At 66.2% G+C, this 19,184-nt stretch carries 16 protein-coding genes; 11 read left to right on the top strand and 5 right to left on the bottom strand.

The annotated features are described in order from the left end of the window. Positions 1-39 precede the first annotated feature (39 nt). From J2808_RS14285 to J2808_RS14260, 6 genes are all read left to right on the top strand, one after another. Positions 40-678 (top strand): TetR/AcrR family transcriptional regulator, encoded by a 639-nt coding sequence (locus J2808_RS14285; RefSeq protein WP_309817802.1) that lies wholly within the window; start codon positions 40-42, stop codon positions 676-678. A gap of 36 nt (positions 679-714) precedes the next feature. Continuing rightward, positions 715-3,240: an MMPL family transporter gene (locus J2808_RS14280; RefSeq protein WP_309817801.1), complete on the top strand. Its 2,526-nt coding sequence runs from the start codon at positions 715-717 to the stop codon at positions 3,238-3,240. A gap of 9 nt (positions 3,241-3,249) precedes the next feature. Then, positions 3,250-3,951, top strand: coding sequence for a Maf family protein (locus J2808_RS14275; protein ID WP_309817797.1), 702 nt, complete (start codon positions 3,250-3,252; stop codon positions 3,949-3,951). Positions 3,952-4,080: 129 nt separating this feature from the next. Further along, on the top strand, positions 4,081-5,895 hold the full coding sequence (locus tag J2808_RS14270) for an acetyl/propionyl/methylcrotonyl-CoA carboxylase subunit alpha (RefSeq protein WP_309817794.1): 1,815 nt from the start codon (positions 4,081-4,083) through the stop codon (positions 5,893-5,895). Positions 5,896-5,913: 18 nt separating this feature from the next. Continuing rightward, on the top strand, positions 5,914-6,366 hold the full coding sequence (locus tag J2808_RS14265) for a YybH family protein (protein WP_309817791.1): 453 nt from the start codon (positions 5,914-5,916) through the stop codon (positions 6,364-6,366). Between the two features lie 118 nt (positions 6,367-6,484). Beyond that, positions 6,485-7,216, top strand: a complete 732-nt coding sequence (locus J2808_RS14260; RefSeq protein ID WP_309817788.1) for a glutamine amidotransferase — start codon at positions 6,485-6,487, stop codon at positions 7,214-7,216. A 137-nt stretch (positions 7,217-7,353) separates the two neighbouring features. On the opposite strand, the gene J2808_RS14255 is transcribed toward J2808_RS14260, so the two are convergent. Next, positions 7,354-8,766 carry an MFS transporter gene (locus J2808_RS14255; protein WP_309817785.1) on the bottom strand — a complete coding sequence of 471 codons (1,413 nt, stop codon included), beginning with the start codon at positions 8,764-8,766 and terminating at the stop codon, positions 7,354-7,356. Between the two features lie 273 nt (positions 8,767-9,039). Here J2808_RS14255 and J2808_RS14250 point away from each other — a divergent pair, with 273 nt between their 5' ends. From J2808_RS14250 to J2808_RS14240, 3 genes are read left to right on the top strand one after another with little or no spacing between them, the layout of a single operon-like run. Further along, positions 9,040-10,515 carry an MFS transporter gene (locus tag J2808_RS14250; RefSeq protein ID WP_309817782.1) on the top strand — a complete coding sequence of 492 codons (1,476 nt, stop codon included), beginning with the start codon at positions 9,040-9,042 and terminating at the stop codon, positions 10,513-10,515. Between the two features lies 1 nt (position 10,516). After that, positions 10,517-12,760, top strand: coding sequence for a molybdopterin oxidoreductase family protein (locus tag J2808_RS14245; protein WP_309817779.1), 2,244 nt, complete (start codon positions 10,517-10,519; stop codon positions 12,758-12,760). Further along, a complete protein-coding gene (locus J2808_RS14240) occupies positions 12,757-14,319 on the top strand; it encodes an FAD-dependent oxidoreductase (protein WP_309817776.1) in 1,563 nt (520 codons plus the stop codon). Before J2808_RS14245 ends, J2808_RS14240 begins: the two co-directional genes overlap by 4 nt. A gap of 22 nt (positions 14,320-14,341) precedes the next feature. On the opposite strand, the gene J2808_RS14235 is transcribed toward J2808_RS14240, so the two are convergent. Beyond that, positions 14,342-15,082 (bottom strand): hypothetical protein, encoded by a 741-nt coding sequence (locus J2808_RS14235; protein ID WP_309817773.1) that lies wholly within the window; start codon positions 15,080-15,082, stop codon positions 14,342-14,344. Positions 15,083-15,238: 156 nt separating this feature from the next. On the opposite strand from J2808_RS14235, the gene J2808_RS14230 reads away from it, so the two are divergent. Continuing rightward, positions 15,239-15,943 carry a hypothetical protein gene (locus J2808_RS14230; protein ID WP_309817771.1) on the top strand — a complete coding sequence of 235 codons (705 nt, stop codon included), beginning with the start codon at positions 15,239-15,241 and terminating at the stop codon, positions 15,941-15,943. A gap of 21 nt (positions 15,944-15,964) precedes the next feature. Here J2808_RS14230 and J2808_RS14225 read toward each other — a convergent pair whose 3' ends face one another. Both J2808_RS14225 and J2808_RS14220 read right to left on the bottom strand, forming a co-directional pair. Next, positions 15,965-16,150 (bottom strand): PspC domain-containing protein, encoded by a 186-nt coding sequence (locus J2808_RS14225; RefSeq protein ID WP_309817766.1) that lies wholly within the window; start codon positions 16,148-16,150, stop codon positions 15,965-15,967. A gap of 23 nt (positions 16,151-16,173) precedes the next feature. Continuing rightward, the gene (locus tag J2808_RS14220; RefSeq protein WP_309817764.1) at positions 16,174-17,589 is read right to left on the bottom strand and encodes an NAD(P)H-quinone dehydrogenase; all 1,416 of its coding nucleotides are present in this window, start codon (positions 17,587-17,589) and stop codon (positions 16,174-16,176) included. 117 nt (positions 17,590-17,706) lie between these two features. On the opposite strand from J2808_RS14220, the gene J2808_RS14215 reads away from it, so the two are divergent. After that, complete coding sequence (locus tag J2808_RS14215; RefSeq protein ID WP_309817761.1) at positions 17,707-18,525, top strand: purine-nucleoside phosphorylase; 819 nt, start codon at positions 17,707-17,709, stop codon at positions 18,523-18,525. 77 nt (positions 18,526-18,602) lie between these two features. Here the strand turns inward: J2808_RS14215 and J2808_RS14210 are convergent, their stop codons facing one another. Beyond that, entirely contained in the window at positions 18,603-19,082 is a 480-nt protein-coding gene (locus J2808_RS14210; RefSeq protein WP_309818311.1) for an RrF2 family transcriptional regulator, read from the bottom strand. Between the last annotated feature and the right edge of the window lie 102 nt (positions 19,083-19,184).

Here is a 19,184-nt window from a genome sequence, read left to right as displayed (position 1 = left end):
TATTTGCCCGATGTGCAAACTTGCACGTAGTGTAACTTCATGCCCGAACTCCTCTCGCGCCGTGAGCTCAACAAGGCCGCCACCCACCAGGCCATCACCGACGCCGCTCTAAGACTGCTGCGCGGCAAAGGCCCAGGGAACTTCACCGTGGAAGACATTGCCGAGCTGGCAGGGATCTCGCGCCGGACCTTCTTCAACTACTTCAGCAGCATCGAAGCCGCGCTGGCCGCGGTGACGCACGGGTTCCTTGACAGCGCCCTGCAGCAGTTCCGGCAGCGCCCTGCCGACGAACCCATCCTTGAATCCGCGCGCGCCGCCCTCATGCAACTGGCGGATCCCATGACCGTGGCGCCCCTGGCCGAGCTGTTCACCCTGACCCAGGAGAACGCACTCTTGTCCCGCTCCGAACTTGAGGCCTGGGACCACTGCACCGAACAAATCATCAGCGCGGCCCGCGAACGATTCGCCAGAACCCCGGGCGCCGCCGTCGACGAGCTCTACCTGCGTGCCCTGGCCGGTTCTGTCATCTCCTGCGGACGGGCCGCCATGGACGTGTGGTTCAACGAATGCGGCGCCGACCTCTCCCCCGCCTCGCTCGCCGTCCTGCGCCAACTGCTGATTGATGCCATGGGCCATCTGGGCTCCGGCTTCGACAGCCCGGCCACCGCCGCCCCATAACTGCACCCACCACCCACCTCAAAGAACGGCTCTGACATGGCCCTGCTGCTCTACCGCCTCGGCAAGTTCTCCTACCGTCACCGCTGGCTGGTCATCTCGCTCTGGCTTGCCGTCCTGGTGGCGGTTGGCGGCTCCGCCGCAGCCTTCCACGGCACACTTTCCAACAACTTCCAGATTCCCGGCACCGAGACCCAACGCATCGCGGACAAGCTGAAGCAGGAACTCCCGTCGGCTTCGGGCGGCTCCGCCAGCATCGTGTTCGAAGCCCCCGCGGGCGGCTTCACCGACCAGAGCAAGGCCGCCGTCACGGCAGCCCTTGACGAACTCGGGGACCTGCCGGACGTCAAAGCCACAGTGGATCCGTTCGCAACGCAGGCGCAGCTGGACCAGGCCGGACAGGCCATCACTGACGGTGAGCAGCAGCTCGCCGCCGGCCAGGCCCGCCTCGACGCCTCAAAAGCAGAGCTCGACGCCGGTGCAGCGCAGCTGGGTGCCGCGGAGCAGCAACTCACCGCCGCCGGCGCCCCCGCCGCCGTGATCGAGTCCCAGCTGGGACAGCAGAAGGCCGCCCTGGCCCAAGGCCAGGCACAGCTTGCTGCCGGCACGAAGGAATTGGAAGCCGCAAAGGCCAAGCTGGACCTCGGCAAACGGCAGGCCGAAGCCTCCGCCGGGATCCGGTTTGTGTCGGCGGACAACCAGGCTGCGGTGGCCCAGGTGCAGTTCAATACCTCCATCAACGCCCTCACGCCCGCAGTTCGCCAGCAGGTCCAGGACATCGCTCACAAAACCTCGGCCGCCGGTGTCACCGCACTGGCCAGCAAGGAAATCACCGAAGACATCTCGGAACTCTTCGGCACCGCCGAAATCATCGGCATCGCCGTGGCCGCCCTGGTCCTCATCCTGATGCTCGGCACCCTGATCGCCGCCGGACTGCCCCTGCTCATGGCCGTGATCGGCGTCGGGGTTGGCGTGGGCATCACCTTCGCCCTGTCCGGAGCATTCGAGATGAGCTCCATCTCCCCCATGCTCGCCCTGATGCTTGGACTGGCCGTGGGCATTGACTACTCCCTCTTCATCGTCAACCGGCACCGGACCCAGCTCCTCGCGGGCATGGACCCGGAGGAATCCGTGGCCCGCGCCACGGGGACGTCAGGCAACGCTGTGCTCTTTGCCGGCCTGACCGTCATCATCGCCCTGGCTGCCCTGGTGGTACCGGGCCTGCCGTTCCTGAGCGTGATGGGCCTGGCGGCGGCCGGCACGGTGGCGGTAGCCGTCCTGGTGGCGCTCTCGCTGACGCCGGCCATGCTGTCCGTGACCGGGCGGCGCATTATTTCCCGGCGGGCCTGGGCCAAGGCCGATGCCCACAACGCCGAGGCCGGCCATGAGGTTGCAGACCAGGCCAAGGACGAAGCGAAGAGCACCCGTGGCTGGGGCGGCCTGGTGACAAGGCACCCCATCGTGGCGCTTGTCGCCGGCGTCCTCCTGCTGGGCACCCTGGCCCTGCCTGCCGCGCAGCTTCAGCTCGCGCTGCCCGACGGCGGCTCCGAACCGGTCGATTCCGAGGCCTACCAGGCCTACGACGTCACGGCCCGCAGCTTCGGCGAGGGCGTTACCGGCCCCATCGTGGTGGTGGGCGAATTTCCTGCCGGCCTGGACGAAACCCGGGCCCAGGATCTGCAGTACGACGTCGCGGACCTGATCCGGGGCGTGGACAACGTGGTGGCCGCCGTTCCGGTGGCCCTGAGCGAAGACCGCCGCACCGCCGTTTTCCAGGTCATCCCGGAAGAAGGTCCGGCCAAGGCAGGCACGGTGCAGGTGGTGAGCGAACTCCGCGAACGCGGCGCGCAGATCCAGGCCGAAACCGGGGTTACCATCGGGCTGACCGGCCAGACGGCCGGCAATATCGATGTCTCCACGAAACTCGGCGACGCCCTGCCGCCCTACCTGGCGATCGTCGTCGGGCTTTCCCTGATCCTCTTGCTCCTGGTGTTCCGCTCCATCGTGGTTCCGCTGCTGGCAACCGGCGGCTTCCTGTTGTCGCTGGCCGCCGCCTTCGGCCTGGTGGTGGCCGTCTACCAGTGGGGCTGGCTGGGCGCAGTCTTCGACGTCGCGAATCCCGGCGCCGTCCTGAGCTTCCTGCCGATCATCCTCATCGGTGTGCTGTTCGGCCTGGCCATGGACTACCAGGTGTTCATCGCCTCCGGCATGCGTGAGTCCTACATGCACGGCGCCCCGGCCAAGAAGGCCGTGCGCATCGGCTTCAGCCATGCCGGCGCCGTGGTGACCGCCGCCGCCATCATCATGGTCAGCGTGTTTGCCGGCTTTATCTTCAGCCACCTGACCATGGTCCGGCCACTGGGCTTCGCCATGGCCTTCGGTGTGCTGCTGGACGCCTTTGTGGTCCGGATGACCATCGTTCCGGCCGTGATGTACCTGCTCGGCGAAAAGACCTGGTGGCTGCCGAAGTGGCTGGACCGGATCCTCCCGGACGTGGATGTGGAAGGCGCCCGGCTGGAACGCCTCGAAAACGAGCCGCAGGAACTCGCCCAGCCGGTCCACTAGGCTGAACCCGTGACCCGACTGATCCTGGCATCCCAGTCCCCCGCCCGCACCAAACTCCTGGCAGACGCCGGTATCCAGCACTCGGTGCTGGTCTCCGACGTGGATGAGGACGCAGTCCAGGCCCGCTATGGGGTCACGGATGCGCACGATACCGCGCTGCTGCTGGCCCGCGCCAAGGCCGAGGCCGTGGCCGCGCTGCCGGAAGCGGAGGGAGCGCTGGTGATAGGCTGCGACTCCGTGTTTGAGTTCGACGGCGAGTCGCACGGCAAACCGTACACCGCCGGCGTCGCCCGCGAACGGATGCTCCGGATGAGCGGGAACAGCGGGGTGCTGCATACCGGGCACTGGCTGGTGGACTGCCGCGCGACGGCGGCGGACGAAACGTCCGAGGACGAGGAGTCCGACGAGGCAGGCACCGGCGCAGCGTCCGACGGCGGGGCACAGGTTCAAGGGTCCGGCGCCACGCTCGGGGCGGTCACCTCCGCCGAAGTCCATTTCACCGAAATGGACCCGGACGAAATCGACGCCTACATCGCCACCGGCGAGCCGCTGCACTGTGCAGGCTCGTTCACCATCGACGGCTTCGGCGGGGCATTCATCCGGAAGGTCGACGGGGACCCGCATACCGTCGTCGGGCTTTCCATTTCGACGTTGCGGGCGCTCCTGGGCCAGGCAAACGTGCGCATCACGGAGCTTTGGCCTGCGCAATAATCGGCTCGATTCGGCAGGGCTTTGTAGGTTCCCTACAAAGCCCTGCCCGTTTACACGCGGAATCCGCAAGTAATATCGGCGGAACCCTCAAAATCGCGCTAGGCTCCCTGAAGGAAAGAAGGAGACGCCTTGTCAGCAATTTTGGAGCAGTCCGCAAGTCCCGTGCAGTCGAACCTCACCAAGGTGCTGATCGCCAACCGCGGTGAAATCGCAGTGCGGATCATCCGCGCGGCACGTGATGAAGGCATCGCCTCCGTGGCTGTATACGCCGATCCGGACCGTGACGCGCTGCACGTCCGGCTCGCAGACGAGGCCTACTCCCTGGGTGGCAACACCGCTGCCGAATCCTACCTGGTGATGGATAAGATCATCGACGCTGCCCGGCAGTCCGGCGCCGACGCCATCCACCCCGGCTATGGATTCCTGGCTGAAAACGCCCAGTTCGCCGCCAAGGTCATCGAAGCCGGCATCACCTGGATCGGCCCGTCCCCGGACGCCATCTCCGCCCTCGGCGACAAGGTCCAGGCCCGCCACATCGCCGAAAAAGTGGGCGCACCCCAGGTCCCCGGCACCGCCGATCCGGTGCGTTCGGCCGAGGAGATCCTCGAATTCGTGGACAAGTTCGGCCTGCCCGTGGCCATCAAGGCAGCCTTCGGCGGCGGCGGCCGCGGCATCAAAGTGGCACGCACCCGCGAAGAAATCCCCGAACTCTTCGAATCTGCCGTCCGTGAAGCAACGGCGGCATTCGGCCGTGGCGAGTGCTTCATCGAGCGCTTCCTGGATGCCCCCCGCCACGTCGAAACCCAGTGCCTCGCGGACGCCCACGGCAACGTGGTGGTGGTTTCCACCCGCGACTGCTCCCTGCAGCGCCGCAACCAGAAACTGGTGGAAGAGGCCCCGGCCCCGTTCCTCACCGAAGAGCAGAACCGCCGCCTGTACGAATCCTCCAAGGCGATCCTGAAGGAGGCCGGCTACCTCGGTGCCGGAACCTGCGAGTTCCTGGTGGGCCAGGACGGCACCATCTCCTTCCTCGAGGTCAACACCCGCCTGCAGGTGGAGCACTGTGTGTCCGAAGAGGTCACGGGCATCGACCTGGTCCGCGAACAGTTCCGCCTGGCACGCGGCGAGGAACTGGGTTACGGCGACCCCGAGGTCCGCGGCCACTCGATCGAATTCCGCATCACCGGCGAGGACCCGGGCCGCAACTTCATGCCTGCGCCGGGAACCATCACTACCCTCAAGAACCCCACGGGCCCCGGCATCCGGATTGACTCCGGCGTGGAGCAGGGCGATGTCATCAGCGGCAACTTCGACTCGATGCTCTCCAAGCTGATCGTCACCGGCGCCACCCGCGCCCAGGCCCTGCAGCGTTCGCGGCGGGCACTGGAGGAAATGGTGGTGGAAGGCATTCCCACCGTCATCCCGTTTGACCTGGCCGTGGTCAGCAACCCCGATTTCGCCCCTGCCGAGGGGCCGTTCAAGGTCCATACCCGCTGGATCGAAACCGAATTCGAAAACAACCTGCCCGCCTGGACGCCGGACGGAGCAGGCGCTTCCGCTGACGGCGCCGATGAACGCCAGCGCGTGGTGGTTGAAGTTGGCGGCAAACGCCTCGAAGTGGTCCTGCCGGCATCCCTGGGCTCCATCAGCACCGGTTCCGGCGGCGGCGCAAAGGCCGGTAAGTCCAAAAAGCGCCTCCGCTCGGGCGGCGCTGCTGCGGCCGCCACCGGCGATTCCCTGACCTCCCCCATGCAGGGCACCATCGTCAAGGTCGCCGTGGCCAACGGCGACGTTGTGGCCGAAGGTGACCTGGTGGTGGTGCTGGAAGCCATGAAGATGGAACAGCCCCTGACCGCGCACCGTTCCGGGACAATTACCGGACTCGGCGCAGTGGCCGGTGAGACGGTTTCGGCCGGCGCCGTCATCGCCACGATCGAAGACTAGACCCGCCGGAGGCACCCCATGCTCGCACCCAGTTTCGAAGAAGAAGTGGACCGCTACCACCTGGCGGTTCCGGAGATCACCCGCGGCAATCCCGGGCCGGTCAAGGACCTCTACTCCAGGCTTGACGACGTCACGCTGGCCAATCCGTTCGGCGGCATTGCCCGCGGCTGGGCCCAGGTGGAGGCCCGGCTGGACCAGGCGTCCCGGCAGTTCCAGGACGGCGAGATGCTCGGGTTCGAGACCATCACGTCGTACACCGCCCGTGACACGGCGTACCTGGTGGAAACCGAACACTTCCGGGCCCGCCTGGAAGGTGCTTCGCTCACCGAGGAGTTTGCCCTCCGGGTGACCAGCGTCTTCCGCCGCGAAGAAGGCTATTGGAAGCTGGTCCACCGGCATGCCGATCCCGCCGCCCGGCCGCAGTCCCGGCGGTCCCTGGCCCAGCCCGCCGGCGAACCAGCCGGACGCTGAGGCAGCGGAGACCGGTCACCAGGCACAGGTCAGCCCGGACCAGTGTCAGCCCGGACGCTGAGTCCGGGCTGACATTGGTTTACTGGCGCTGAGCTGGGGGCCCGGGCACACTTAGCGTGTGAAGCCTTTCCTTCTATTGGCCTCCCGGGCGGAAGATGCCGCCGCTGAGGACGAGTATGCCGCCTACCTGAGGTACGGCGGACTGGCACCGGAACAGCTCCACCGCATCCGGCTGGAGGCCGCTCCCCTGCCGGACCTGGACCTGGCTGAGTATGCCGGCGTGATCGTGGGCGGCAGTCCCTTCACCTCCAGCGACCCCGCAGAGAAGAAAAGCGTTACCCAGCACCGGGTGGAGCGTGAGCTTGCCGGGCTGCTGGACCGGATCGTGGCTGAGGACTTCCCGTTTCTGGGCGCCTGCTACGGGGTTGGGACACTGGGAAGGCACCAGGGCGCCCTCATCGACAGGACCTTCGGCGAACAGTTGGGCGGGGTGGAAATCGAGCTGACGCAGGAAGGGCTCGCGGATCCGCTCCTGCGCGGGATGCCGCGCCGATTCACCGCCTTCACCGGACACAAAGAGGCCTGCACTAAGCTGCCTTCCCACGCCGTGCTGCTGGCATCCTCCCGGACCTGCCCCGTCCACATGTTCCGGATCAAGCAGAACATGTACGCCACGCAGTTCCACCCTGAGCTTGACGCGGAGGGCCTGGTCACCAGGATCGACATCTACCGGCATGCCGGCTACTTCCCGCCGGAGTCCGCCGAGGAACTCATGGCGGATGCGCGGCGGTTCACGGCCACGGAGCCCATGAAGATCCTGACGAACTTCGTGGCCCGCTACGCAAGCTGAGCCTCACGGACGCGCGGCGGACCCGCCGTCGTCCGTTCCCGCCCAGTTGCCTGGCCCCGGATACAGAAATGCCCGGCGCGCTCCCCGGAAAATCAGGGAACACGCCGGGCATTTCCGGCAGTAAGCGGGCTGGAACGTCAGGCTACGTTGTTCTCGTAATCGGTGTCCTTGGTTTCCTTGCTCACGAACAGCGCGAACAGCGTCAGGACTGACATCGCGGTGAGGTAGACACCCACCAGCACCGGGCTGCCCTTCGCCATTTCCCACAGCCAGACGGCGATGAACGGTGCCACCGCTGCGCCCAGGATGCTGGAGAAGTTGTAGCTGATGGCCGAACCCGTGTACCGGACGTTGGTGGGGAAGAGTTCCGGCAGGACCGCGCCCATGGGTCCGAACGTGAGTCCCATCAGCGAGAAGCCGATGATCAGCAGGGCCATGGTGCCCACAAAGCCGCCGCTGAAGAGGGGGACGAACAGCAGGCCGAACACAAAGATGCCTGCGGTCACGGCCAGCAGCGTCTTGCGGCGGCCGTACTTCTCGGCGAGCGGCCCAGAGATCAGGGTGAAGATGCCGAAGAACACGACGCCGGCAATCAGCATCCAGAGGAAGTCGTTCCGGGTGAAGCCCAACCCGGGAACGAACGCAGCGGCCGCGGCTTCGGTCATGGGCTTGCCGGCCTTCTCCGCGGCTGCCTTGGCGGCATCCAGGCTCGAGGCGCGGGTGCCGTACGTCAGCGTGAACGTGGTCATCAGGTAGAAGAGCACGTACGTGGCGAGCATGATGAACGTGCCCAGGATCAGCTGGCGCCAGCTGGTCTTGAAGACGCGGGCCAGGGGCAGCTTGGCAACCTCTTTGGATTCGAGGACCTTGGTGAAGGCAGGCGTTTCGATCAGCTTGAGTCGGACGTACAGCCCGATGATGACCATCACGGCGCTGATCAGGAACGGCACACGCCAGCCCCAGGCGAGGAAGTCGGCGGGTGACAGCGCGTAGCTGGCAACGAGGAAGATGACGTTGGCGATGATGAAGCCAATGGGTGCGCCGAGCTGCGGGAACGTGCCGTAGATGGCGCGTTTGTTGGCGGGGGCGTTCTCGGTGGCCAGCAGGGCCGCGCCGCTCCACTCGCCGCCGAGGGCCAGGCCCTGGGCGAAACGCATCACCACGAGGAGGGCCGGAGCCCAGAACTGCCAGCCTGGAACGAGGGCGGTGGGCAGGCAGCCAATCAGGAAGGTCGCAATTCCCATGGTCAGCAGCGAGGCCACCAGGGTGCCCTTGCGTCCGAACTTGTCACCGAAGTGGCCAAAAACGATGGACCCCAGCGGGCGGGCGACGAAGGCCACGCCGAACACAGCGAAGGAACTCAGCAGCTGCGTGGTCTCGTTCTGGTTGGGGAAGAACAGTGCCGGGAAGACCAGCACAGCCGCGGTCGCGTAGACGTAGAAGTCGTAGAACTCAACGGTGGTGCCGATCAGGCTGGCCACAATTACGCGGCCGCGCGTGTTCACCGCCTTCGGCGATCCTGGCTCCGCGGTGGTTTGTGTGGATGACATATGAACACTTTCATGAGGACCGGTCCGGGCGCGGGGGACGCCCGGCGCGCGTTAGTTAGAGTTCAATATTAGTTCCCGGCGTCCAGTCAATGGACAAAAGGTCCAGAATGTGGACTTGTGGGCTTCGTCTCATTTCTGGCCACTCTACGCCGCCTCACACCGTCGCGGGACCCCCGATAGGCAAATGTCACAGCGCGTTAACAAACGGCGACCGTCCGCGAAACGCACCTTCTCTACCTTGGAAGGACAACATCCCCCAAGAGGAGGTACACCGTGACTGTTGATCGCAGCGCAGATGCCGGCACCGGCAATTCCGTAGATATAGACACCGACCCGTTGCATGCAGGCGTGTCTTCATCCGCCAGCGCACAGCCCGGCTCCACCCGTACAACCGATGCCCCCGCCCTTGAATTCCGCCCGGGCCGCTGGATCGCCAACTGGAACGCCGAGAACAAAGAGCAGTGGGAGTCCGCCGGCCGTGCGATCGCCCGCCGCAACCTGAACTGGTCCATCTTCGCCGAGTTCCTCGGTTTCGTGGTCTGGCAGCTGTGGTCCATCGTGGTGGTCCAACTGCCGTCAGCCGGCTTCACGTTCACGACGTCGGAAATCTTCTGGCTGATCTCGATGCCCAGCCTGGTAGGCGCCACGCTCCGCATCCCCTACACGTTTATGGTTCCCCGCTTCGGCGGCCGGAACTGGACCATTGTGTCCGCTCTCCTGCTCCTGATCCCCGCCATCGGCCTGGGACTGTGTGTCTCCAACCCCGAAACCCCCTTCGGCGTCATGCTGTTCGTGGCAGCCCTGGCCGGGTTCGGCGGCGGCAACTTCGCCAGCTCCATGGCCAACATCACCTTCTTCTACCCCGCCCGCGAAAAGGGCTGGGCCCTCGGCCTGAACGCCGCCGGCGGCAACATGGGTGCCGCCGTGGCACAGCTGGCCGTCCCGATCGTCATCACCTTGCTCGCCGTCGGCAGCGTCAACCTGCCCATGGCCGGCTGGATGTGGGTTCCCTTCATCCTGATCGCCGCTTTCGGTGCCTGGAAGTACATGGACAACCTCACCAGCGCCAAGGGTGACGTGGCCGGCTCGGTCGCCGCCCTGAAGGAACCGCACCTGTGGATCATGGCGCTGCTGTACATCGGCACCTTCGGTTCGTTCATCGGCTTCGCCGGCGTCTTCCCGAAGCTCATCAAGGACTACTTCCCGGAGTTCTCCTCCATCGGAGTCGGCACCGTGGCGCTCTCGCTGGCCTTCCTCGGCCCGCTGGTCGGTTCGCTGGCCCGTCCCTACGGCGGCCGGATGGCTGACCGCATGGGCGGCGCCCGGATGACCGTGGCAGCCTTCACCTCCATGGCCGTCATCACGCTCACCATGATCTGGACCCTGCCGCTGAAGAACTTCTGGCTCTTCCTGGTCCTGTTCCTGATGCTCTTCACCGCCAGCGGCTTCGGCAACGGCGCAACGTACCGGATGATCCCCATCATCTTCGCCACGAACAGCCGGGCCGCCCGGAACGGTGCAAACTCGGTGGCCACCCAGCGGCTCGCCTCCTCAGCTCTCGGCCTCATCTCGGCCATCGGCGCCTACGGCGGCTTCGTGATCCCGCAGGTGCTGAACGCCTCCAACACGGCCAGCGGCTCGTACACCCCGGCGTTCTACGGTTTCGTCGGAGCCTATGTCCTGATGCTGGTTGTGTGCTGGTTCTGCTACATCCGCAACGCCAACCGAAATGCGATGGGACACGTCTAACATGACCAAAAGCGCCGACACGCACTGCCCTTACTGCGCCCTGCAGTGCGCCATGACGCTCACGTCTCCAGCGGAACTGACCCCGGCTTCCGAGCCGGGGTCAGTCCCCGTGCCTGCCGAAACCGCCGTGCCGGGCACCTTCGAGGCCCCGCTCCTCGAAGTCCAAGGACGCGACTTCCCCACCAACCGCGGTGGGCTGTGCCGGAAGGGCTGGACCTCAGCCACGCTCCTGAACCACGCCGGACGCGTTACCGAACCGCTCCTGAAGGGCGCAGACGGCGTCCACCGCCCCATCGGCTGGGACCAGGCCCTGGCCCTGGTTACCAAAGCGGTCAAGGACACCCAGGCACGCTACGGAAAGGACGCCGTCGGCGTATTCGGCGGCGGCGGCCTCACCAACGAGAAGGCCTACATGCTGGGCAAGTTCGCCCGGCTTGCCCTCGGCACCTCGCGCATCGACTACAACGGCCGGTTCTGCATGTCCTCCGCAGCGGCCGCCGGGATGCGGGCCTTCGGCGTTGACCGCGGCCTGCCGTTCCCGCTCACGGACCTGGACACCGCCGGCACCATCCTGATGCTGGGCTCCAACGTCGCCGAAACCATGCCGCCGTTTGTGCAACACCTTCAAGGCGCCCGCGACGCCGGCGGGCTGATCGTGGTGGATCCCCGCCGTTCAGCCACGGCAAAGTTCACGGCCGACGGCGGCGGACTTCACCTGCAGCCACTGCCGGGCACCGACCTCACCCTCCTGCTGGGCCTCTCGCACGTGATCATCCACGAAGGCCTGGCAGACGAAGACTTCATCGCGGCACGCACCACCGGCTACGAGGCAGTGGTCCGCAGCGTCAACGCCTACTGGCCCGAGCGCGTCCAGTCGATCACCGGCGTGCCCGCGGAGCTCATCCGCGAAACCGCGCGCCGGCTTGCCGACGGCGCGCGCAAGGGCGGCAGCTACATCCTCACCGGCCGCGGCGTGGAACAGCACGTCGACGGCACCGACACCGCCACCGCCGCGATCAACCTCAGCCTCCTCCTGGGCCTGCCCGGCTCACGGCGCAGCGGCTACGGCACGCTCACCGGCCAGGGCAACGGCCAGGGCGGACGGGAACACGGCCAGAAGGCCGACCAGCTCCCCGGCTACCGCAAGATCACCGATCCCGCCGCCCGCGCCCACATGGCCGGCGTCTGGGGCGTCCCGGAAGAAACCATTCCCGGCCCCGGACTCCCCGCCGTCCAGCTGCTGAAGTCACTGGGACAGCCCGACGGCGTGCGGTGCCTTCTTGTGCACGCCTCCAATATCGCGGTGGCCTCCCCCGACGCGAACGCCGTCATCGCCGGGCTCCGCAGCCTGGACTTCCTGGTGGTCTGCGACTTCTTTATGTCCGAGACCGCCGCCGAGGCCGACCTCATCCTGCCTGTCCTGCAGTGGGCCGAGGAAGAGGGCACCCTGACCAACCTAGAGGGACGGGTCCTGCGCCGCCGCCGGGCCATCCAGCCCCCTGCCGGCGCGCGCAGCGAGCTGTGGATCATGGCCCGGCTGGCCGAAGCCCTCGAGGCCCCCTCCAGCTACAGCGAGGACCCGGAAACGGTGTTCGAGGAGCTGCGCCTCGCCTCTGCCGGCGGACTGGCCGACTACTCGGGCATCGACTACGCCATGCTGGACCGTGGCGAGGAGGCCTACTGGCCCTACCCCGCAGGCAGCACAGGCACGCCACGGCTCTTCCTGGACACCTTTGCGCACCCCCACGGGAAGGCGGTCATGACCGCGGTGACGCCGCGCCGCCGTCGGACGCCGGCTCCCCCTGTTGGGGACGGCACAGTTCCGGCAGCCAAAACCATGACCCTCATCACCGGCCGCCTCCTGGAGCACTACCAGTCCGGTGCCCAGACCCGGCGCGTGTCCGAGTTGCTGGCCACCCAGCCCGAGGCGAAGGTGCAGATGCACCCGGCCGCCGCAGCCGCCATGGGCATCACCGAAGGAGCCTTTGTTTCGGTGGCCAACGAACGCGGCGAGGTGGTCTGCCGCGCCGAACTCAGCACCGCCATCCGACCGGAGACGGTGTTCCTGCCCTTCCACTTCCCGGAACTCGAAAGCGCCAACCGCCTGACGGAAGCCGCCACCGACCCCATCTCCGGGATGCCCGAATTCAAGTTCAACAAGGTTTGGGTCCGGGCCGCGGCTCCTAGCGATCCTCAGCACAACGGACTTCAGCACAGCGTTCTTCAAACGACGGAGGCCTCATGAGCGAGCAGATTGTCATTGTCGGATTCGGCCCGGTGGCAGCCCGCCTGATCGATGAACTGCTGCCAGCGGTCCGCGACGGGCACGTCCGCCTGACCGTGGTGGGCGAAGAAGCAGAGGCCGCCTATAACCGCGTCCTGGTCGCCGACCTGGGCGTGGGCCGCACCACCGCCGATGCCTTGGCGCTTTCTGACGCGGCCGCCCTGATCGCCGACGGCGTGGACGTCCGCCTTGGCGTGCGGGTCCGCCGGGTGGACCGGGCCCGCCAGCAGGTGGTCCTTACAGACGGCACCACGGCCCACTACGAGCGCCTCGTATTCGCCACCGGCTCCCGTCCGGTAATCCCCAACCTCACCGGCATCAACCCGGATCCCGCCTCCCCCGTCCTTCCGGCCGGCGTCACGGCGCTGCGGGACCTGCGCGACGCTTCGGTTTTGCGCGCAGCGGTCGACGGCGGCAAGCGCGTGGTGGTTCTCGGCGGCGGTGTCCTGGGCCTGGAGACAGCCCTCGCCGCGGCCGAGGAAGGTGCCACCGTCACCGTTGTGCACAACGGCCCTCACCCGCTGGGACGCAACATCGACCGCGGCGGCGGCGCCGTTCTCGCGGCCAGCCTGCGCCGGTGCGGCGTCCGGATAGCCGGCAACGCCCGCTCCACCGGTGTGGAGCACAATGCGCCCGACGGCGGCTTCTCGGCATTGCTGCTCGATGACGGTTCCGCGATCGACGGGGACCTCCTGGTCCTGTCGTGCGGCGTCCGGCCGCGGACCGAGCTCGCGGAGGGCTGCGGCCTGTCCACCGGCACGGGAATCCTGGTGGACCACCGGCTCCGTGCGCACCACGAGCCGCACATCTTCGCCATCGGTGACTGCGCCGAGGTGCGTTGCCCGGACCCCGCCTGCAATGACTGCCGCACCGCGAAGGGCCCCTCCGGGCTGGTGGGACCGGGCTGGCGGCAGGCCGAATGGCTGGCCGAATACCTGACCCTGCTGGCCACGGCCACGCAGGAGGAAGCCGACGCCCTGGAGGAACTGCCGCAGGAACAGGCCGGCGTCATTGTCCTCAAGGCCCGCGGCATGAACATGGCCGTGGCCGGGGACAACGCGGCCGATCCGTGGGACGAGGAAGCGTTGACGGCCGGTGCCGTCAATGGCCGCCCGCGCCTGCAGATCGCCCAGTGGACGGACCCCGAACACGGCCGTTACGTCAAGATGACCACCCGCGGCGGGGTGCTCGAAGGCCTGGTCTCGGTGGGTATGCCGCGGACGGCCGCCGAACTGGTGGGCCTGTTCGAGCGTGGTGCGGAGCTGCCGGCCGACAGGTCCCTGCTGCTGCGGCTGGACGGGCCGGACCAGTTGGCTTCATCCGGCCCGGCCGATCCTGCAGGTACGGTGTGCCGGTGTGCGGGGGTCAGCGGGGCCAAGATCCAGGGCGCCGTTGAGGACGGCTGCTCCACCGTGGCCGAGGTATCCAAGGCAACCCGCGCCGGCACCGGCTGCGGCGGCTGCCACGACGACATCAAGGGGCTCATCGAAAAACACTTCCAGGCGGCTCCCGCCGCCTGATGGGGTGAATTAGGGGCTTGCCCTACGAGTGAAGGCGCAAGTCAAAAGCGATTGACAGCGTGTTCCATTCCGGATCCAGTGACTCCGCTTTTGGATTCTCCAGGAAGTCGTTCAGCGCCGCCTCGATCGACCCAACGTCGTGGACGAACTGCGAAGGAATCAAGCCCTTCATCCGGCCCATCGGAACTTCCACCGACTCGTCCGAAGTGTGTCCGGTCCGGGACAAAACCGCCCAGGAAGCGTCGTTGTCGGCATCGGGATTCCGGTGGCATACCAGTCTCGATGGCAATGACCCGGCTACCTCGAAGCGTGCCGAACCGTGCTCGACGACGACACGCTCATGCTTGTTGCCGTCGAGTAAGAGCAGCTCTTCCTTGGACGCCTTTCGGGCCTCAATCAATGCGCCGATGCCACGCCCGTTGACGGTCCACGGGGACTTTACCGGTGGCTTTACCGCCGAGAGTCGCCAAGCGACCCCAAATTGCGACCCTGCAATGCATCCGCCCATCCATATAAGTCCGGGCTGCCCCAACAGTGGGCCGACGACAAGGAATGATGCAAGGACCAGGAAGCTAAGCCACCGCCAAGGCGTGCCGAAGCGGAACAGGCAGATGCTCACTGCCAGCCCGGCAAGCAAAGGGCCGATGTCATGCGACATCTGGGAGTTTTTGCCGAACAGCATGAGGGCCACGGTTCCGATCAGGACTAACGCACCAAAGATGGAGTAGGAGGAGATTTCATTCCAGGTTTTGTTTCCCGCCACGTTGTTCCTTTTCTCAGGGTGTCAGGCCAAATGTTGTTATTGCAGAAACCACACGGGCCGGCACCAACGAGAGGCCATTCCCGCTGCGCGGCCGATCCCTCTCACGGCGCGTAACGCAAATCTGGCCGTGGACGGATGGCAGGTAGCATCGGGGCCATGAATGCCGACGAAGAAGACGACATTACCCAGGACCTGCTGGCTGACGCCGGGAAACTGACCGGGCTGGGCCTGGAGCTTCTGGGCCTTGATCCGCACCCGGATGACATGACCGAAGAACAGCGGCTCCTGTTTGATCCGGAAGACCTGGCCGAAATGGCTGCCATCTCCGCTGAAGATCGGCAGAAAGCTGTGAGCCAGACCCGCCTGCTGGCAGGCCTCCTCTGGAACTCGGCGGGCGTTCTGATCGATCAGCTCTTCCGCGATCTCGAAACGCTTCGCGGGCTGGATGCCGTGTCCCCCTCAGATATCGCCGGGTCCTCGGTGCTCTCCTCATTGCCGCCCCAGTTTGCGTCCAGTTATGACACGAAATTCACCCAGAGGTTCATCGTGGTCGCCTCGGACGTCGCGGCTTCGCTGGGCCGCGGCTGGACCGCTCCCGGCTGCCTCGCGGCCGAACTGGCCGTCCGCTGCCTTCTCGACCAGGCGGAAATCACCGAAGACATCTACGAACTGGACCTGCCGGAGGGCTGGCGGCTACAGGTTGAGGAAGTCCTGTTGGAGGACGCTGACAGCCAGGCCCTTTACACCGAGGCGGAAGCGGACGGCCCCGAAGTGCCCGCAAACACTGACTATCTGCATTTCGAGCAGTGGTTCAAGCCGCTGGCCCCCGGGGACGTGGTCCCGCCGTACGCCCGTACCTGACGGGCATGCGCCGGCGGAGGTTTATGCGGGGGCCTTCGGGATCATGATCCACAGCGCGATGTAGACGATCTCGCCGATCCCCACCAAGCCAAAGATCACAAAGCCGAGCCTGACCAGGAACTTCGGCAGTCCAAAGCGGGCTGCCAGCGCGGCGCAGACGCCGCCGATAATTTTTCCGCGGCGTGGCCGCTCCAGTGCTGTGCTCATGCGGCCACGCTACCGCAGAACGGTTAAATGTGGACGTGCAGGCGCCGTGCCGCTTCCGAGATGGAACCGCTGAGGGACGGGTACACGGTGAAGGTACTCGCGACGTCGTCCACGTGAAGCTTCTGCTTCACCGCGATGGAGATGGCGAAGATCAGCTCGGAGGCGTTCGGACCCACCACCACACCGCCGATGACGGTGCCGGAGCCCTTGCGGGCGAAGATCTTGACGAAGCCGTCCTTGTTGTTGCGCATCTTGGCGCGGGCATTGCTCTTCAGCGAGAGCTTGACGATGTCGCCCTGGTACTGACCGGACTGGATCTCGGCCTCGGAGACCCCCACGTTGGCGATTTCCGGTGAAGTGAAAATGTTGGACGCCACCTGGTGCAGCTTGATGGGGGTCACGGCGTCGCCCAGGAAGTGGGCGATCGCGATCCTGCCCTGCATTGCGGCCACCGACGCGAGCGCCAGCACACCGGTGCAGTCGCCGGCGGCGTAAATGTTCGGCGCGGTGGTGCGGGATACGCCGTCCACCTTGATATGGCCGCTCTCTGAGAGCTCCACGCCTGCTTCTTCAAGACCAATTCCGGCGGTGTTGGGGATGGAGCCCACGCAGACAAGGCAGTGGCTTCCGGTGACCTTGGAGCCGTCGCCAAGGGTGACCACAACGCCGTCGTCCGTTCGTTCCACGGTCTCCGCGCGGGCACGGGACAGTACGCGCACGCCGCGGCGCTCGAAGACTTCTTCCAGCACCTCCGCTGCGTCGGTATCTGAACCCGGCAGCACCCGGTCGCGGCTGGAAATCAGGGTGACCTTGGAGCCCAGGCCGTTGTACGCGGAGGCAAATTCGGCGCCGGTGACGCCCGAACCCACCACGATGAGTTCCTCGGGAAGTTCGTCGAGGTTGTAGATCTGGGCCCAGTTAAGGATGCGTTCGCCGTCCGGCCGGGCCGTAGGCAGTTCCCGCGGATGCGCACCCACTGTCAGCAGGATGGTGTCCGCTTCCACCGTCTCAGTGCCTTCGGCGGTCAGGACTTCGATGGTGTGGCTGTCCACGAGCCTGCCGGAGCCGATCAGGATACGGACATTCTGATGTTCGAGTCCGGCGGTGATGTCCCTGGACTGCTGCCGGGCCAGGCCCAACAGGCGGTCGTTGATGTGTTTGAGATCGGCGCGCATCACGGGCACAAAGTCGCCGCCGTCGACGTCGAACTTCACTCCCAGCTCCCCCGCCTCCCCGACGCGGGTCATCAGATCCGCCGTCGCGATCAGGGTCTTGGAAGGCACGACGTCGGTGAGCACCGCCGAGCCGCCCATGCCCGCGCGTTCGATGATGGTGACCTGCGCCCCCAGGGAGGCTGCGACCATGGCGGCTTCGTATCCGCCGGGGCCACCTCCCAGGATTGCGATCCGGGGTGAGCTGAAGTCTGGGTGCGTAGTCACAATCAACCATTCTCTCCCTAACTGCGCCGGGACATCAATAAAGTGCCCGATTCATGGGGCGCATCACCGGCACCCGTGACGCTGTGCACATCGATGGCGGCACGATAGTTTGTACCAGTGAGTAATGCAGACTTCCTGACCATGGATCCATTCGACGCCGCGCGCGCCGCCGCTGACTACATCGCCGAAAAGACCGGAGTGGCTACGCACGACGTCGCCCTGGTCCTGGGGTCGGGCTGGGCCGAAGCCGCCGACCTCATCGGCGAGACCACCGCCACCCTGCCCGCGGACGAGGTCCCCGGGTTCCACGCCCCGGCCGTGGTGGGTCATGTGGGCACCATCCGTTCGGTGCTGACCAAGGAGGGCAAGCGGGCCCTGGTCCTGGGCGCCCGGACGCATTACTACGAAGGCAAGGGCGTCCGCGCCGTTGTCCACGGCATCCGCACGGCGGCCGCCGCCGGCTGCAAGACCCTGGTTCTGACCAACGGCTGCGGCGGCATGAACGAAAGCTGGGTGCCGGGCACACCTGTCCTCATCAAAGATCACATAAACCTCACCGGCGCCTCCCCGCTGGAAGGTGCCACGTTTGTGGACCTGACAGATCTCTACAGTTCACGCATCCGGAATCTCGCCCGTGAAGTGGATCCTTCGCTGGACGAGGGCGTCTACGTCCAGTTCTCCGGACCGCACTATGAGACCCCTGCGGAGGTGCAGTACGCCAAGCGGATCGGGGCGGATCTGGTGGGCATGTCAACGGCCCTCGAAGCGATAGCGGGCCGCCATGCCGGCATGGAGGTGTTCGGCATTTCACTGGTGACCAACCTCGCGGCCGGCATCAGCCCCATGCCGCTCAGCCACCAGGAAGTCCTCGAATCCGGCCAGGCCGCCGGGCCGCGCATCTCCAAACTGCTGGCCGGAATCATCGCCAAGCTTTAGGTCAACGCGGGGTCACTTCACGCCCATCCGAGGCCGTCCCATGGGCGTTAAGTGACCCCGCGTTGCCTGGGGAATGATCAGGACCTGGCCCCGACGAGCTGCTTGACCGTCTCCGCCCTGGCCTCGGGAAACCGGCGTTCAATCGACTGGGCGATCCCGGCGATGCTCTGCCGGGAGAGCTCTGTCCGCCACGTGACCTCGGCATGGCGCATGGTCTGCGAAATAAGGCAGGTCCGCGCGTAGTCGGCGTCCATGTCGCCGCCGGGGGCATCCCTGAGAATGCCGTCGCAGCGGAAGGAATCCTCGATTCCCTCGATGGCCAGGACCACGTCCAGGACGGAGATCCGGTCCGGACGCCTGGCCAGCGAGAAGCCGCCCCGCGGCCCGGAGACCGAGGCCAGGATCCCGGCCCGCACCATGGCCTGGAGCTGCTTGTTCAGGTACGCCGCCGGAAGTTTGTAGAACTCGGCCAGACGGGCACTGCTCACGGGTTCCCCCGGCGGCGTCCAGGACATATTGACGCAGCTGTGAAGCCCCCATTCCACTCCCTGCCCCATTTTCATATTCGCGACATTACGTGTCCAGAAAACGGGCTGTCAAGGATTCGGGTGTTTCCGCCGTCACCGGCGAGTGTTCAGGACCGTTCCGGGAGCAATGAC

It is taken from the genome of Pseudarthrobacter sulfonivorans (assembly GCF_031454915.1).
GTDB lineage: Bacteria > Actinomycetota > Actinomycetes > Actinomycetales > Micrococcaceae > Arthrobacter > Arthrobacter sulfonivorans_C.
Note: the sequence above shows the minus strand (reverse complement) of the source record. Positions and strands in the feature narration are given on the sequence as shown.